The organism is Pseudomonas sp. WSY_20, assembly GCF_043104335.1.
In the GTDB taxonomy this organism is placed as follows: domain Bacteria; phylum Pseudomonadota; class Gammaproteobacteria; order Pseudomonadales; family Pseudomonadaceae; genus Aquipseudomonas; species Aquipseudomonas parafulva_B.
Genome location: NZ_JBICKP010000030.1, coordinates 80,161 through 94,527, shown reverse-complemented (window position 1 = coordinate 94,527; position 14,367 = coordinate 80,161). Strand labels below are relative to the sequence as shown.

At 62.1% G+C, this 14,367-nt stretch carries 13 protein-coding genes and 2 tRNA genes; 2 read left to right on the top strand and 13 right to left on the bottom strand.

The window, feature by feature from the left end:
* Window positions 1-105 precede the first annotated feature (105 nt).
* A tRNA-Thr gene (locus tag ACF8E5_RS08950) sits at window positions 106-181 on the bottom strand.
* Between the two features lie 98 nt (window positions 182-279).
* Entirely contained in the window at window positions 280-528 is a 249-nt protein-coding gene (locus tag ACF8E5_RS08945) for a hypothetical protein (RefSeq protein WP_078477836.1), read from the bottom strand.
* 585 nt (window positions 529-1,113) lie between these two features.
* Here ACF8E5_RS08945 and ACF8E5_RS08940 point away from each other — a divergent pair.
* A complete protein-coding gene (locus ACF8E5_RS08940; protein WP_058639967.1) occupies window positions 1,114-1,404 on the top strand; it encodes a DUF3077 domain-containing protein in 291 nt (96 codons plus the stop codon).
* Window positions 1,405-1,831: 427 nt separating this feature from the next.
* Here the strand turns inward: ACF8E5_RS08940 and ACF8E5_RS08935 are convergent, their stop codons facing one another.
* The 5 genes from ACF8E5_RS08935 to ACF8E5_RS08915 form a co-directional block, all read right to left on the bottom strand.
* Complete coding sequence (locus ACF8E5_RS08935) at window positions 1,832-3,037, bottom strand: methyltransferase (RefSeq protein WP_392475165.1); 1,206 nt, start codon at window positions 3,035-3,037, stop codon at window positions 1,832-1,834.
* Between the two features lie 113 nt (window positions 3,038-3,150).
* Entirely contained in the window at window positions 3,151-3,840 is a 690-nt protein-coding gene (locus ACF8E5_RS08930) for an ABC transporter permease (RefSeq protein ID WP_078477838.1), read from the bottom strand.
* Window positions 3,837-4,532 carry an ABC transporter permease gene (locus tag ACF8E5_RS08925; RefSeq protein ID WP_058606101.1) on the bottom strand — a complete coding sequence of 232 codons (696 nt, stop codon included), beginning with the start codon at window positions 4,530-4,532 and terminating at the stop codon, window positions 3,837-3,839. The genes ACF8E5_RS08930 and ACF8E5_RS08925 overlap by 4 nt, the downstream gene beginning before the upstream one ends.
* Window positions 4,533-4,586: 54 nt before the next feature.
* The gene (locus tag ACF8E5_RS08920; protein WP_058639938.1) at window positions 4,587-5,339 is read right to left on the bottom strand and encodes an ABC transporter substrate-binding protein; all 753 of its coding nucleotides are present in this window, start codon (window positions 5,337-5,339) and stop codon (window positions 4,587-4,589) included.
* An 11-nt stretch (window positions 5,340-5,350) separates the two neighbouring features.
* The gene (locus ACF8E5_RS08915; protein ID WP_058606102.1) at window positions 5,351-6,124 is read right to left on the bottom strand and encodes an ABC transporter ATP-binding protein; all 774 of its coding nucleotides are present in this window, start codon (window positions 6,122-6,124) and stop codon (window positions 5,351-5,353) included.
* 638 nt (window positions 6,125-6,762) lie between these two features.
* On the opposite strand from ACF8E5_RS08915, the gene gabP reads away from it, so the two are divergent.
* On the top strand, window positions 6,763-8,148 hold the full coding sequence (gene gabP / locus ACF8E5_RS08910; RefSeq protein ID WP_392475164.1) for a GABA permease: 1,386 nt from the start codon (window positions 6,763-6,765) through the stop codon (window positions 8,146-8,148).
* A 679-nt stretch (window positions 8,149-8,827) separates the two neighbouring features.
* Here gabP and ACF8E5_RS08905 read toward each other — a convergent pair.
* The 6 genes from ACF8E5_RS08905 to ACF8E5_RS08880 all read right to left on the bottom strand — a co-directional run bounded on the left by ACF8E5_RS08905 (window position 8,828) and on the right by ACF8E5_RS08880 (window position 14,319).
* A complete protein-coding gene (locus ACF8E5_RS08905) occupies window positions 8,828-9,271 on the bottom strand; it encodes a hypothetical protein (RefSeq protein ID WP_058639911.1) in 444 nt (147 codons plus the stop codon).
* 87 nt (window positions 9,272-9,358) lie between these two features.
* A complete protein-coding gene (gene ppk2, locus ACF8E5_RS08900; protein ID WP_392475163.1) occupies window positions 9,359-10,339 on the bottom strand; it encodes a polyphosphate kinase 2 in 981 nt (326 codons plus the stop codon).
* 224 nt (window positions 10,340-10,563) lie between these two features.
* Window positions 10,564-10,639, bottom strand: a tRNA-Phe gene (locus tag ACF8E5_RS08895).
* Between the two features lie 91 nt (window positions 10,640-10,730).
* Window positions 10,731-11,003 carry an oxidative damage protection protein gene (locus ACF8E5_RS08890; protein WP_058639172.1) on the bottom strand — a complete coding sequence of 91 codons (273 nt, stop codon included), beginning with the start codon at window positions 11,001-11,003 and terminating at the stop codon, window positions 10,731-10,733.
* Window positions 11,003-12,067 (bottom strand): A/G-specific adenine glycosylase, encoded by a 1,065-nt coding sequence (gene mutY / locus ACF8E5_RS08885; protein WP_058639171.1) that lies wholly within the window; start codon window positions 12,065-12,067, stop codon window positions 11,003-11,005. The genes ACF8E5_RS08890 and mutY overlap by 1 nt, the downstream gene beginning before the upstream one ends.
* Window positions 12,064-14,319: an AsmA family protein gene (locus tag ACF8E5_RS08880; protein ID WP_197844363.1), complete on the bottom strand. Its 2,256-nt coding sequence runs from the start codon at window positions 14,317-14,319 to the stop codon at window positions 12,064-12,066. Before ACF8E5_RS08880 ends, mutY begins: the two co-directional genes overlap by 4 nt.
* Window positions 14,320-14,367 lie beyond the last annotated feature (48 nt).

Here is a 14,367-nt window from a genome sequence, read left to right as displayed (position 1 = left end):
AATAGAGGTAAGCGGAAACGGGGAATGAACGGGGAAAAATGGGTGGCTCAAAGCCCATAAACGAAAAAGGCCCACCGTGAGGCGAGCCTAAGTCATTGATCTATATGGTGCCGGCACCAGGAATCGAACCCGGGACCTACTGATTACAAGTCAGTTGCTCTACCAGCTGAGCTATACCGGCAATGGGGCGTCATTATAACGATCGTTTGGCGTGTGTAAACCACTTCCTTGCGATTGTTTGAAAATGACCTAAGTCACCGACCCAAAAGGGGAATTTTCTTACCAGCCGCGGTGGATGGTGGTGACGCTTGGCTCGGTCTTGCCGGGGTTGAAGAACAGCTTGTCGTTGTCGCAGCCGCGCTTGCGGCAGGTGTTGTCGGCGCGCAGGGGCAGGCCTCGGTCGCCGCCCAGCTGCATGCCGGGGTGGTTCCAGCCGAGGTTGCCGGGGGCGGGGTGCGAGGGGGCGCTGGCGCAGGCGGTGAGGGCCAGGGCGAAAGCGAGCAGGGCGAGGGGCTTGGCTTGGGTCACGAGAGTCAGGTCCGTTGTCGAATCTGGCGCAACGCCAGATGGCCGCAGGGCTGGCAGGCAGCGCGCGACGTCACTTTTTAATGATTTGGGGGGCGCATGATACACGGTTGTGGGGGCGGGGATTAGGGGTGGGATGTTGCGGTGTGTGTGTAGGGGGGGATATGTGGTTTGGGGTGGGAGTTTTGGGGCCGCTCTGCGGCCCATCGCGGCGCGAGGCCGCTCCCACATGTGGATGAGTTGGGCTGGAGTGTTGTAGCTTGCGAGCCTTGGTTTTGTAGGAAATGTCTGGACTCTCCAGCTGGAGACTTCTGTAAGTTTAGTCATCGGACGTATCCTACGCGCTCTGCCGAAGTATCGCCGTTGTCTGGGAAATACCTCACGGATACCTTTGCCCCGTCGCTCTGGCGACCGGGTGTGAGAACCCGACTTTGAACCTAGCGGCTGCTCAATGGCGACCGTGCACGGGCAGACTTCGGTCTGGCCGGGCTTCCTATGTTCACTCGGTTTCTCACCCTGTGCACGGTTGCCGCCTTTGTCCCGTGAGAAGCATGAATGTGGCAACTCCTTTGAACATAGGGGGTTCATATGAAAACGATTGTTCCTGACCCACCCGTTGAGAGCGCTGTCACCACCGCAGGCGTAGAAACCTTCCTCCAAGCCGGCACCCCACCCGTAAACCTCCTTCGCGTTCAACCCGGCATCCCGGTGGATGCTGCGTACGAGCACGTCTCGATCCTGATGGGTTACATCAGGCACCTGGTGCGTGAGGGGGACATGGAGGATGACCATAAGCTGCTCGGTGCTGCGGATTACCTCTGCGACATGGCCAACGCCTTGCTGAACGACATCGAAATCGCCAAAGGCAAGCGCCACTAGCGAAGGCCCACCCGAACCTCGGCTGCAGGGATGACGGTAGGGCAGGGTGCCAAGCGGATAGGCAACCCGTTTTCAGGCACCCGCCCAGTTCTTCGATAACGGCTCGCAGAAAACAGACTTCAAAATTTCAAGGCGATGGCATGCACTGAAGCCATTCCCAATTCCGGCATGGCAACCCCACCCCCTACGCATCAAACCTCTCTGAAATCAACAAAAAATCGCCCCCGGAAAATTGCTTATGCACAAGCGGCATCGAATACTTGTGCCAATGGCATAACTCAGGCCTCAACCAGCCGAATTTGCGCAAATGCCTGTTTTTGCTGGTCTTGAACGTGATTTTGGAATAAGCAAATCCATCTGGATGGCCGCGTACACCAACAGGTAACCCCAAGCTTGTTCACAGACTTATCCACAGGTTGTTCTGCGGCTATCTGTCGCGCTCGGCAAGGATCATCAGGTTGCGTGGGGTAAGGGCATAGTCGCAAAACACGCCCAAATGCACGTCATAGCCCTGTTCGGTCAGAAAAAGGGCACGATCCAATGCCAGCCAGAGTTCGAGCGGGCGTCGGAACAGGTTGCGCAGACGTTCGAGGTTACGGACCTGCGCCAATCGCTCCCACCCCGCCGACTCCAAGGCCGCCCAGTCGATATCCCCGTGCAGCTCCAATTGCTTGAGCGCCGCCAGGTCACGGCAATACTGCTCGAAGGGCTTGGCCAGCCAGGCCACCGGCAGCGATGGCGTGGGTAGGTATTGGTCGGTCTGGCGCTGCTGGCGTTGCAGCAGGTCGAAGCCCAGGCGGCGGGCCATGGACGTGTCGCGCTGGCGGCGAACGCGGGCGCCGGCGGTGACGGTTTCGCTCAAGGGCAGGCCAAGGTCATCCAGCGACAGCTGCAAGGCCGAGGCACGGGCAGCTGTGGATAACGCTTGGTACTGGGCGGTGGCAATGCGGTTGTAGCAGCACGGGGCCACGGCCAGTTGTGGGTAGTTTTGCTGGCTGGCCAGGCGCAGCAGCTGAACATGCAGGTCGCCGCAAGCGTGCAGGGCGACCACGCTGGTGTCGGCATCCAGATGCTCGGCGCTGCCAGGGGCCATCACGTCCTGGTGGAGGTGTTGCACGGGCAAGTGGTGATGGGCACTGAGGGCCTGGCCGGCAGCCACCAGCTCGGGGTCGTACTCCAGGCAGGTCAGCCGCTGGCCGGGTTGCAGCAAACGCCGGCCCAAATGGCCTTTGCCCGAACACCAGTCCAGCCAGTGACGCGAGGGTGCTCGGAAGGCGAGGTGACTGGCGAAGGCTTCGATCTGCTGCCATTTGCGGCCGGGCACATTGACGTCAAGCCGGTGCGCGGCAGCGGGGAGCGCAATGGCTGGCAGGTTACCCAGAGCGCTGAGCATCTGGGCGGCATCAGCCAGCTGTGGATAAGGTGCGGGCAGTGCGTGTGGGTCGACGTCACCCTCGGCATCGGCCAGGGTGCTTTGGCGCAGATGTCGCGCCAGATCCGGGTAGGTGCCTTCCCAATCCAGGTGCAGGCGGGTGAACGGCCTGGGTTTCCACAGCGCCTGATGCTCGATCAAAAACCGATCAAGCGCCTGAAAGCGTTCGAGCAGAAGGTGGCTGTGGAGGGAGGTAGGCATTGGGAGCGCTGTCGATAGAAGGTGTTCAGGCCGTGCTGTCGGCTGAACCCGCTTTCACCCTTGCATCCACATGCTAGGCAAACACGGGCCAGCCGGCTGCGGCCGGTAAAGGATCAGCGCCCCTGGCAGGCGTCCACGCGCAACCAGCGCTCCAGCAGCTTGAAGCCCTGCACCAGCATGAACGAGATCAGCAGGTAGAACAGGCCAGCGGCGAAGAAGATCTCCACCGGCAAGTACGTGCGGGCAATGATGGTCCGCGCCATGCCGGTCAGTTCCAGCAGGGTAACCGTACTGGCCAGTGCGCTGGCCTTGAGCATCAGGATCACTTCGTTGCTGTAGGCCGGTAGGCCGATGCGGGCAGCCCGGGGCAGCATGATGTAGATCAGTGTCTTGGCCCGGGACATGCCCAGCGCCCGCGCAGCCTCGATCTCGCCTTTGGGAATGGACTGCAAGGCGCCGCGCAGGATTTCGGCGATGTAGGCGGCGGTGTGCAGGGTCATGGTCAGCACGGTGCACCAGAACGGGTCGCGCAGGTACGGCCACAGCGCGCTGGCGCGCACGGCGTCGAACTGGGCCAGGCCGTAGTACACCAGAAACAACTGCACCAGCAGCGGGGTGCCGCGGAAGAAGAAGATGTAGCTGAACGGCACGGCGCGCACGTACCAGTGCCGCGATGAACGGGCGATGCCCAGCGGAATGGCCAGGATCAGGCCGGCCACGACCGCGATGGCCACCAGCTCCAGGGTCAGGGTAGCGCCCTGGGCCAGGCGTGGCAGCCACTTGATGATCACTTCCCAGTTCATTGTTCGGCCCTCGCGAAGCCGCGAGCGGCGCGTTGTTCCAGGAAATGCATGCCGGTCATGGCGATGACGGTCAGGCTGAGGTAGATGCAGGCCGCCACCATGTAGAAGGTGAACGGCTCCTTGGTCACGGTCACGCCGATCTGGGCGTGGCGCATGATTTCTTCCAGGCCGATCACCGACACCAGCGCGGTGTCCTTCATCAGGATCATGAACAGGTTGCCAAGGCCAGGCAGGGCGATGCGCCACATCTGCGGCAGGATGATCCGCGACAGGATGCGGCCCTTGGACATGCCCAGCGCCAGCCCGGCTTCGCGGTGGCCTTTGGGGATGGCCAAGATGGCGCCCCGGAACACTTCGGTGGCGTAGGCGCCAAAACACAGGCCAAGGGCAATGACGCCAGCGGCAAAGGCGCTGAGCTCAAGGCCGGGCATGTGCAGGGCTTCACCCAGGGCGTTCATCAGGCCCACGGTGCCGAAGTAGATCAGCAGCACCCACAGCAGTTCGGGAATGCCCCGTACCAGGGTCGAGTAGAAACCGCCAAGCCACTGCAACGGCTTGATCGGGGAAGTCTTGGCCAGGGCGCCGAGCAGGCCCAGCACCAGCCCTAACAGCAAGGCGCACAGCGCCAGTTTTACGGTCATCAGGGTGCCGGCCATCATGGCCGGACCGAATCCGTGCAAGTCGATATTCATGGGCAGGTCATTCTAGGGAGTGGCGCGCCACCGGGGCGCGCCAATCGGGGCGGATCATTCGATGCTGAACGGGAAGTACTTGTCGTTGATCTTCTTGTACGTACCGTCGGCCTTGATTTCGGCCAGGGCCTTGTTCAGGTCGTCGCGCAGCTTGGTGTCACCCTTGCGCACGGCGATGCCGATCTTGTCGCTGTCCATCACCGGCTCGCCCTTGAACTCGTAGTTCATGCCATCCTTGCTCTTGAGCCACTCGTATTGCACGTACTTGTCGGCCAGGATGCCGTCGATACGGCCGGAGACCAGGTCCAGGTAGGCGTTTTCCTGGGTGTCGTACAGCTTGATGTCCACACCGCTGTAGTTGTCTTCCAGGTAGGTGCCGGCCAGGGTGGCGCGCTGGGTGCCGATGACCTTGCCCTTGAGCGAGTCCTTGTCAGTCTTGAAGTCGACGTTCTTCGGCGCGATGAACTGCAGCTTGTTGGAGTAGTACGGGTCGGTGAAGTCCACCGCCTGCTTGCGCTCGTCGGTGATCGACAGCGACGAGATCAGGAAGTCGAACTTCTTGGCGTTCAAGGCCGGGATGATGCCGTCCCAGTCGGAGGTGACGACCGAGCACTCGACCTTCATCTTGGCGCACAGGGCATCACCGATGTCCTTGTCGAAACCGACGACGTTGCCGCTGGCGTCCTTGTTGTTGAACGGTGGGTAGGCGGCTTCGATACCCATGCGCAGTTTTTCCGCGGCCATGGCATTGGCCGACATCACTAGGGTGGCAGCGGCTGCCAGGAGAAACTTCTTGTAGGTGTGCATGTATTGCTCCGTTAGCGGTGGCTGGACATGAATTGCTTGCAACGCGCCGAGGTCGGGTTCTCGAAGACCTGCTGCGGCGATCCCTGCTCTTCGACCAGGCCCTGGTGCAGGAAGACCACTTCACTGGACACCTGGCGGGCAAAGTTCATCTCGTGCGTCACCAGCAGCATGGTACGGCCTTCGTCGGCCAATGCGCGGATAACGTTAAGCACTTCCTGGACCATTTCCGGATCGAGGGCCGAGGTGGGCTCGTCGAACAGGATGACCTTGGGCTTCATGGCCAGGGTACGGGCAATGGCGGCGCGCTGCTGCTGGCCACCGGAAAGCTGGGCGGGGTAGCTGTGGCGCTTGTCGTAGATCCCCACCTTGTTGAGCAGCGCTTCGGCTGCCTCGACGGCCTCGGCCTTGCTTTGGCCAAGTACGCGGCGTGGGGCCTCGATGATGTTGTCGAGGATCGACATGTGCGGCCACAGGTTGAAGTTCTGGAAGACGAAGCCGATTTCGCTGCGCAGGCGGTTGATCTGGCGGTTGTCGGCAGCCATCAGGTCGCCGTTCTTCGCCGCCTTGAGCTTGAGGGCTTCCCCGGCCACGAGGATTTCGCCCTGGTGCGGGTTTTCCAGCAGGTTGATGCAGCGCAGCAGGGTGGACTTGCCGGAGCCGGACGACCCCAGGATGGAGATCACGTCACCGTCGCGTGCGGTCAGCGAAATGCCCTTGAGAATTTCCTGCTCGCCATAGCGTTTATGCAGGTTGCGGATTTCCAGCGCGGGCGTGGCCTGAGCCATGTGCGGTCCTCATGTGTTCGGGTGCGTTCCCAGCTGTTGGCGGCCTTCCTGGCGTGCGCCAAGCTAGCATAGCGGCATTATGACGGCCAACAGGGTCGCCGGGCACTCTGGGCATTGGTGGGGCAGTTTGTCGCATCGTTGCAGCGCAACGTCGCGCAGATGTCCACAAGGGAGGTTGCCCGGCACCAGAGCCATGATGAAAAAAGGCGCGATGGTGCCAGTTTTGACGGTTCCAGGGAAGCGCTTTCGGACCATGTGCCCGTGAAACCTGACTGTCCGGGCAGCCTGTCCAGCCACCCTGGTGCAGCCTTTTTGACCGCCGCCTTGGCCTAGGGTTGTACCGAAGGGTTGCGCCCTGTTTGCATTGTGATGGTGCGCAGGTGTTACCGAGGGGCACCTTTGGTGCATTTGTAAGTGAGTATTTCGGTAATGAGCGCTTTTCATGGCTAATCGGCCACGCGGTGGCGTTTTTTGCCCTAGCCCCCGCCGTTGTTGGTCTTGAGAGTGGTCTGGTCGAGCGCGCGTAGCACATGGCGCGGTTATTGCCAGTCTCCAATCAAGGGTTGCCTCTGTGCATGCTCCAGACGCGAGCCGCGCATCTGCAACCGACGTGATCTACTCCTTGCAAAGGTAGTTTTATGAGCGGCAACAATTCCAATGACCTCGCTCAGGGGCTTAAACAACGGCATGTGACCATGCTGTCCATCGCTGGCGTCATCGGCGCAGGCCTGTTCGTCGGTTCCGGCCACGCCATTGCAGCGGCGGGCCCGGCGGTGCTGCTGGCCTATGCAGCTGCCGGTACGCTGGTGGTGCTGGTCATGCGTATGCTCGGTGAAATGGCAGTGGCCTCACCCGACACCGGTTCGTTCTCCACCTACGCCGACCGCGCCATCGGGCGCTGGGCAGGGTTCACGATCGGTTGGTTGTACTGGTGGTTCTGGGTGTTGGTCATTCCGCTGGAAGCCAACGCCGCTGCAGCCATCCTGCATGCCTGGTTCCCGGCCGTGGACCTGTGGGCGTTCTCCCTGCTGATCACCTTGGCGCTGACCGTGACCAACCTGTTCAGCGTGAAGAATTACGGTGAGTTCGAGTTCTGGTTCGCCCTGCTCAAGGTGCTGGCCATCATCGCGTTCATCGTGGTCGGTTGCGTGGCCATGTTCGGCCTGATGCCCAGCAGCCAGGTCAGCGGTGCCAGCCACCTGTTCGACACCCAGGGCTTCATGCCCAACGGCCTTGGCGCCGTGCTGGCTGCCATGCTGACGACCATGTTCTCGTTCATGGGCACCGAGATCGTCACCATCGCCGCTGCCGAGTCCAAGGACCCGGGCAAGCAGATCAGCCGCGCCACCAACTCGGTGATCTGGCGGATCTGCCTGTTCTACCTGGTGTCGATCTTCCTGGTCGTGGCGTTGGTGCCATGGAATGACCCGGCGCTGGCCGAAGTCGGCTCGTACCAGACCGTACTCAGCCGCATCGGTGTGCCCAATGCCAAGCTGATCGTCGATATCGTGGTACTGATCGCCGTGACCAGCTGCCTGAACTCGGCGCTGTACACCTCCTCGCGCATGCTGTTCTCGCTGAGCAAGCGTGGCGATGCCCCGGCGATGGCCCAGCGCACCACCAAGGCGGCTACGCCTTACGTGGCGGTGTTGCTGTCCACTGCGGCGGCGTTCCTGTGCGTCTTCGCCAACTTCCTCGCGCCGGCCCAAGTCTTCGAGTTCCTGCTGGCAAGCTCTGGCGCCATCGCGTTGCTGGTGTACCTGGTGATTGCCGTTTCGCAACTGCGCATGCGTGCCAAGCGCGAGGCCAGCGGTGAGCAGATCGCGTTCAAGATGTGGCTGTTCCCAGGGCTGACCTGGGCGACCATTGCCTTTATCGTGGCGGTACTGGGGGTAATGGCACTGCGTGAGGACCACCGCATCGAGATCATCGCGACGGCACTGCTGAGCATCGCCGTGGTGGCTGCGGGGCTGCTGGTGCACCGCAAGCGCGAAGCTGGTGGCCAGGCGGCAGTGGTCAAGTAAGGCAGCGGCGACCGCTCGCTTGCCCTCTGGTGCAAGCAGCGGCTCTACGCGAAATCTGCAAGCTTGCACAATGCCATGTAGCGGTCCTTGCCGGGGGCCGGGCCGGCCGCGACATATCTGCTCAGAAGCTGAAAACCTGGGGCTGCTGCGCAGCCCATCGCGGCACAAGGCCGCTCCCACGAGATGGCGTCAGCAAGGTCATCTGCTTCAGGCAGTAGCCATCGGCATACGCGGCATTTCCCATGCAACTGCCATCGCCATGCATGGCACTTCCTTCAAGCAGAGCGCCACAACCTTTCAAGGCTTTTGACTCAGCGGTAGGTCGGCAATGCAAACCGCTGCTGACTCTGCAGCATCGAGATCACCGGCAGCTCACCAGCTTGCCGTTCTGCCTCGCAGGATCACTGCACCTGCAGGCTCAACTGCACCTGCAGGATAACCCGCTCTTGTGGGAGCGGCCCTTGTGCCGCGATGGGCCGCAAGGCGGCCCCAACGATATCAGCTCAGAAGCTGAAATCTCGGGCTGCTGAGCAGCCCATCACGGCCGATCAGGCGCCCCGGCAAGGCCCACAGATGGGATAATTTCCAGCTGTGTGCCGGGGAAGTCTTTCAAAAAAGCTTCAGCCCCCAGCCACCTGCCAAACCGGTTCGCCCTGCAACGAACCGCCCCTGACAGCAATCAACCAAACTGCTTCTGCTGTTGCTGCTGCTTGGCCACCAGCTCGGACGCAGCCAGGTAAGCCTGTTGGAACTCATCGCTTTCCAGCCACGCCATGGTCGTGTCTTCGTCCGCGCCATCGAGCCATGCACGGTAGGCGTTGAATACCATCACGATATAGTCGGTCGCGTGTTCTTCCTTGTGGCCCTTGAGCACCAAGGCCAGCAGCGGGTCCACCAGGAATACCGAGATCATTGGCACCAGGCCGCCTTCCTGCGCTTCTTTCATCTTCTTGAACAAAGGGTCGTAACTGGCCGACGCCATGGCCTTGTCGAACACCTGCTCGACGCTGGCGCTATCGCCTGCGCTGGCCTTCACGGCCTGGCCGCTGCGTACCATGCGGTTCTGCTTGGCCTTGGTGGCGGCGCGCTTGGCGCGTTTTTGTTGCTTGGTAGAGGTGGCCATGGGCAATCCTTGGGTGGGGCTTGAAAGTGCGCGTATTGAAGCGCAGTTGCCCGCGAAACCCAAGTGCCATGCACGCACCGGTGGCCGTCAACTGGCGATCGCGTCGTCCTCCTCGAACCCGCGCGATGCCCGGCCGACCAGCAAGGGGTCCGGCGCGTAGGCCACGCTCAAGTCCTTGTCCGGGTAGTCCAGCGAATGCAGGAAGTGGCGGATGCAGTTGATGCGCGCACGCTTCTTGTCATCGGACTTGATCACCGTCCACGGCGCGTCGGCGGTGTCGGTATGGAAGAACATGGCCTCCTTGGCGGCGGTGTAGTCGTCCCACTTGTCCAGGGACTTGATGTCGATGGGCGACAGTTTCCAGTGCTTGAGGGGGTCGTCACGGCGCGAGATGAAACGGCGCAGTTGTTCCTCGCGGTTCACCGAAAACCAGTACTTGAACAGCAGGATGCCGCTGTTGCACAGCATCCGCTCAAGGTCCGGCGCCTGGCGCATGAACTCCAGGTACTGAAGGGGCGAGCAGAAATCCATCACCTTCTCGACGCCGGCGCGGTTGTACCAGGAGCGGTCGAAGAACACCATTTCTCCCGCCGTAGGCAGGTGCTGCACATAGCGCTGGAAGTACCACTGGCCTTTCTCCTGCTCCGACGGCTTTTCCAGCGCAACGATGCGAGCGCCCCGGGGGTTCAGGTGCTCCATGAACCGCTTGATGGTCCCGCCCTTGCCTGCAGCGTCCCGCCCCTCGAACAGAATCACCACCCGCTGGCCGGTTTCTTTCACCCAGCTTTGCACCTTGAGCAACTCGATCTGCAGGGCGTGCTTGGCCCTTTCGTACTCCTGTCGACGCAAGCGCTGCGGGTAGGGGTAGCCTAATGGCAAGCGCGCCGATGTGCTGTCTTCGCTGCTGCCCTTGGGGGCGGTGGCGACTTCCAATGCGGCGGGCGCCTGGCTGATCGCGGTAATGGCAGGTTCGGGTTTGCGCGGGCGGGGGCGGCGAGTGCGCGGCTTGGCCTTGGGGGTAGCGTTCTCGAGGGGTGGGGAAGTCTGGAGAGGGGCGTCTTCGCTCATGGAGGTCCTTGCAAGGTGGTTCGAATGTTCACCTTGAATGCTAAGGACGACAGGGGGCTGGCTTTTTGATGTTGGTCAACTTGGCCGGGATGAGTGCTGCTGCTCGAAGGCTACCCATGACGAAGGGCGGTCCACCAGCACTTTTCGACAGGCAACAAAAAACCCGCACTGGGCGGGTTTCTTGTGTCGCTTCGGGTAACTTTGCAACCACCAGAAGCTGAAGGTGGTGCCCAGAGACGGAGTCGAACCGCCGACACGAGGATTTTCAATCCTCTGCTCTACCGACTGAGCTATCTGGGCGACGAGGTGAATTAAATAGACTTTCAGACTGCTCGTCAACGACTTTTTGAAAAAAATATTAAATTAATTCCGTCGCTTACGTTCCCCGAGGTCACTGCGAGGGCGGTACGTAGCCTTCTGCCTGGGCGTATTCTTCGCCGGCGAAAAACTTGTCCATCTCGGCCTGGAGGAATTTGCGGTCCTCGCCATTCATCATGTTCAGGCGCTTTTCGTTGATCAGCATGGTCTGGTGCTTCTGCCAGTCGGTCCAGGCCTTCTGCGAGATGTGATCGAAGATGTCCTGGCCCTTGGCCCCCGGATAGGGTGGGCGGTCCAGGCCGGGCAGTTCTTCGTTGTACTTGCGGCACATCACGGTGCGGGTCATCAGGCATCTCCTGCAATCAGTTCGTCGGCTGCGCGTTTGAGCAGCTTCTTCACCGGGGCGGCCAGGCCCAGGCGCGGTGGGGTGGCCAGGTTATACCAGAGCCAGTCGGCCTCGACCATGTGCCCTTCGACCGGGTCGACGTGCACCAGCCAAGGCTCGATGGCCAGCTGGAAGTGGCTGAAGGTGTGGGTCAGGTTGTCCAGGGCGCGGCTGCGGCCCAGGCGCAGGCCGTGCTGGTCGGCCAGGTCGTCGAGCTGGCCGATGTCGTCGAGCTCCGGCAAGCTCCACAGCCCGCCCCACAGGCCACTGGACGGGCGACGGTACAGCAGGATGGCGCCGTCGTCGTTGGCCAGCAGCGGCATCAGCGTGCGCCGCTGCGGTAGCGCCTTGCGCGGTTTGGGCTCGGGGTAGCGGGTTTCTTCGCCATGCAGGTGCGCCTCGCAGCCGCGCCGTACCGGGCAGAGCAGGCAGGTGGGTTTGCTGCGGGTGCACAGCGTCGCGCCCAGGTCCATCATTGCCTGGGTGTAGTGGTTGGCACGAAGCTTGGGCGTGAAGCGCTCGGCGGTGGCCCACAGTTGGTTGGCCACCTTCGGCTCACCGGGGTAACCGGCCTGGGCGGTGAACCGGGCCAGCACCCGCTTGACGTTACCATCCAGGATCGGCGCACGAATGCCCATACTGATGCTGGCGATGGCGCCGGCTGTGGAGCGGCCGATACCCGGCAGCTCGGTAAGCTGCTCGACGCTGCGCGGGAACACCCCGCCATGCTGCTCGACCACGATTCTTGCAGCCTTCTGCAGGTTGCGGGCGCGGGTGTAGTAGCCCAGGCCCGTCCACAAATGCAGCACCTCGTCCTCGGGCGCCTCGGCCAGCGCCTGCACGGTCGGTAGCGCGTGCATGAAGCGGTCGAAATAGTTCAGCACCGTGCTGACCTGGGTCTGTTGCAGCATGATCTCAGACACCCATACACGATACGGGTTGATGCCCTGTTGCCAGGGCAGATCGTGCCGACCGTGTGCGTCGTACCACTCCAGCACAGCGCTGGAAAACTGCTCGGGTGTCATCGCTTGAACAGCCCCTTGAGCGCGTCTTTGAGTTCCGGGCTCACTTTGTCTCCGAGTTTTTCATCGAGCTTTTCGTCGATCTTGTCTTTGAGGCGATTGCCTGCGAGTTTGGCAGCGACCTTGCCCATGCCGTCCTTGTCCAGACGGCAAGCCTTGGCGCCCAGCTCCAACGGGCCACGGCAGCGCAGCGGTACTTCCACACCCACATAGCGCTCGTTGACCTGGCAGGCCGGGTCGGGCATGGCCCGCTGGTCGCCCTCGACGATCACACCCACGTTGTAGTCCATGCCCAATACCCGCAGGTCCACGTCACCATGGCCGTTGACGGTCAGGCCTGGGATTCGCACCTTAAGGTCAGGGTTGCTGGCCACGCCATTGCGAATCACCACGCTGCCACGCAGCTCCTGGAACGGGGTGTCCTTGCCGCGCGGCTCGCCGCTGAGCGACTTGCGGTTGAGCGTGGCGATGGCCTGGCACAGTTGCTGTTCGAGGTTGGCATTGACCAGCACACCGTCATTGATGGTGAAGTTGGCCGTGCCGTTGAGCGTGTCCACCAGCGCTTTCTGGCTGTTACCGGTGGCGGTCAGGTCGCTGGACAGGGTCAGCAGGCCCTTGACCGGCGGCGTCTTGTCTTTGTCGTCGGTCTTGATGAAGTGCTCGACCGGTACTCGCTGGATGCGGGTATTGACCCCCAGTTGTGGCACGGCGGGGCGCACATCGACCGTGCCCTTGGCCTCGAAGGTGCCGTTGTACAGGTCACCGCGCAAGGTTTGCAGGGTCAGTAGCCCACCCTGGCCATTGGCTGTCAGGCGGGCGTTGCCGATGGGCAGCTTGTCCAGCGTCAGCGAACCGAAGCTCAGGTCTGCCTGCAGGTCGAGGACGCGCAGACGGTCCACCGGCAGCAGTTTGTCGGTGCTCCAGGCGCCCTGGGTGGGGGCGTCGGGCAGCGGTGTGCTGCCTGCACCGGCCACGGCACTGGCTTCTTGCTGCTGTACCTGGGCCTTGCGCGCAGCAGTGGCGCCCTTGGCCTCTTCGCTTTTGGCCGGCAGGTACCGGTCGGTATCGAAGCTGTCGCCCTTAAGTTGCAGGCGCAGGGCTTGCCTGGCGAAATCTTCGATCGCCACGCGCCCGGTGAAGGTGCTGCTGTCCAGTTTCACCGACAAATCTTCCAGGGCGATGCTGGCAGGCGTGCCCTGCAGGCGCGTGACCAGTTCGAGTTTGCCGAAGGCGGCCGGGTCCTGGGTAGCAGGCAGCGGATGGCCGATACCGTCCAGGAACGTGCGCAGGTCGAACTGCGCAATGGACAGGCCACCACTTAGCTGCGGCGTCTTGTCCAGCTCACGCAGGTTGAGTTCGCCCAGGGCGCGCAGCTGGTTGGCCGACAGTTTCAGGCCGTTCCATGACGCCACGTTGGCGGCCTGGTCGAGCAGCAACTGGCCCTGGGCGGCGAAGGTCACGGTCTTGCCGCCGGTAGGCTCGCCGGAGGTTTCACCCGACAGGCGCATGTCTTCGAAGCTGTAGCGCTTGAGCGCACGGTCCAGGCGCAGCTCGCCGGCCAGTTCGGTGCGCGCCTTGATGTTGGGCTGGCTGGCGCTGATGAATGCGCTGGCCTTGAGTGGAATACTGGCGCCTTCGTGCACCGCGCCAGTGCTGAGCTGAATGCTTTCGGCGTTGTAGCTGACGCCGCTGCGTGCGTCGGTGTACTGCACGCGTGCATTGTTCACGGTCAAGCTGTCGATATCGAGCTTGACCGGTCGGTCTGCGCTGGCGGTGCCGGAGCGCTGATCGCTGTTTTCGGTGCCCTGCGTATCCCCTGGCGCAGGGGTCTTGCCTTCGGCCGACGCGGGCAATGGCTTGCCGAAGTCCTCCCAGTTGCCATGCCCCTGTTCGTCACGGGTCAGGATCAGGTTCAGCCCTTCGACGCGCACATCGCTCATCTGCACCTCGCGGCGCAGCAGCGGCAGTACCCGCACCGACAGGCCCAGCATCTGCAAGTCGGCAAAGGGCGACTTGGGCGCATTCAAGGTGGCGATGCTGGCGTCATGCAGCTCCAGCCCCAGCCATGGGAACAGGCTCCAGCCAATGTCGCCGTTGAGGGTCAGCTCCACATGAGCCTTGTCGCGCGCCAACTGGCGAATCTCGTCTTTGTAGTCGTTGGGATCGAACAGGTGGGTCAGGGCAAAGCCCAGCGCCACGATGATCAGCAACAACCCGAGAAGCCCTAGGCCCAGGATTTTGCCGAACGCTTTCATGGGCGAGTCCTTAACTATCGGAATGTGAATTCAAGCGCGAGAGTATAG

Coding starts and splice junctions, on each gene's coding strand:
- ACF8E5_RS08940 (WP_058639967.1), top strand. CDS start 1,114: ATGAAAACGATTGTTCCTGACCCACCCGTTGAGAGCGCTGTCACCACC.
- ACF8E5_RS08935 (WP_392475165.1), bottom strand. CDS start 3,037: ATGCCTACCTCCCTCCACAGCCACCTTCTGCTCGAACGCTTTCAGGCG.
- ACF8E5_RS08930 (WP_078477838.1), bottom strand. CDS start 3,840: ATGAACTGGGAAGTGATCATCAAGTGGCTGCCACGCCTGGCCCAGGGC.
- ACF8E5_RS08925 (WP_058606101.1), bottom strand. CDS start 4,532: ATGAATATCGACTTGCACGGATTCGGTCCGGCCATGATGGCCGGCACC.
- ACF8E5_RS08920 (WP_058639938.1), bottom strand. CDS start 5,339: ATGCACACCTACAAGAAGTTTCTCCTGGCAGCCGCTGCCACCCTAGTG.
- ACF8E5_RS08915 (WP_058606102.1), bottom strand. CDS start 6,124: ATGGCTCAGGCCACGCCCGCGCTGGAAATCCGCAACCTGCATAAACGC.
- gabP (WP_392475164.1), top strand. CDS start 6,763: ATGAGCGGCAACAATTCCAATGACCTCGCTCAGGGGCTTAAACAACGG.
- ACF8E5_RS08905 (WP_058639911.1), bottom strand. CDS start 9,271: ATGGCCACCTCTACCAAGCAACAAAAACGCGCCAAGCGCGCCGCCACC.
- ppk2 (WP_392475163.1), bottom strand. CDS start 10,339: ATGAGCGAAGACGCCCCTCTCCAGACTTCCCCACCCCTCGAGAACGCT.
- ACF8E5_RS08890 (WP_058639172.1), bottom strand. CDS start 11,003: ATGACCCGCACCGTGATGTGCCGCAAGTACAACGAAGAACTGCCCGGC.
- mutY (WP_058639171.1), bottom strand. CDS start 12,067: ATGACACCCGAGCAGTTTTCCAGCGCTGTGCTGGAGTGGTACGACGCA.
- ACF8E5_RS08880 (WP_197844363.1), bottom strand. CDS start 14,319: ATGAAAGCGTTCGGCAAAATCCTGGGCCTAGGGCTTCTCGGGTTGTTG.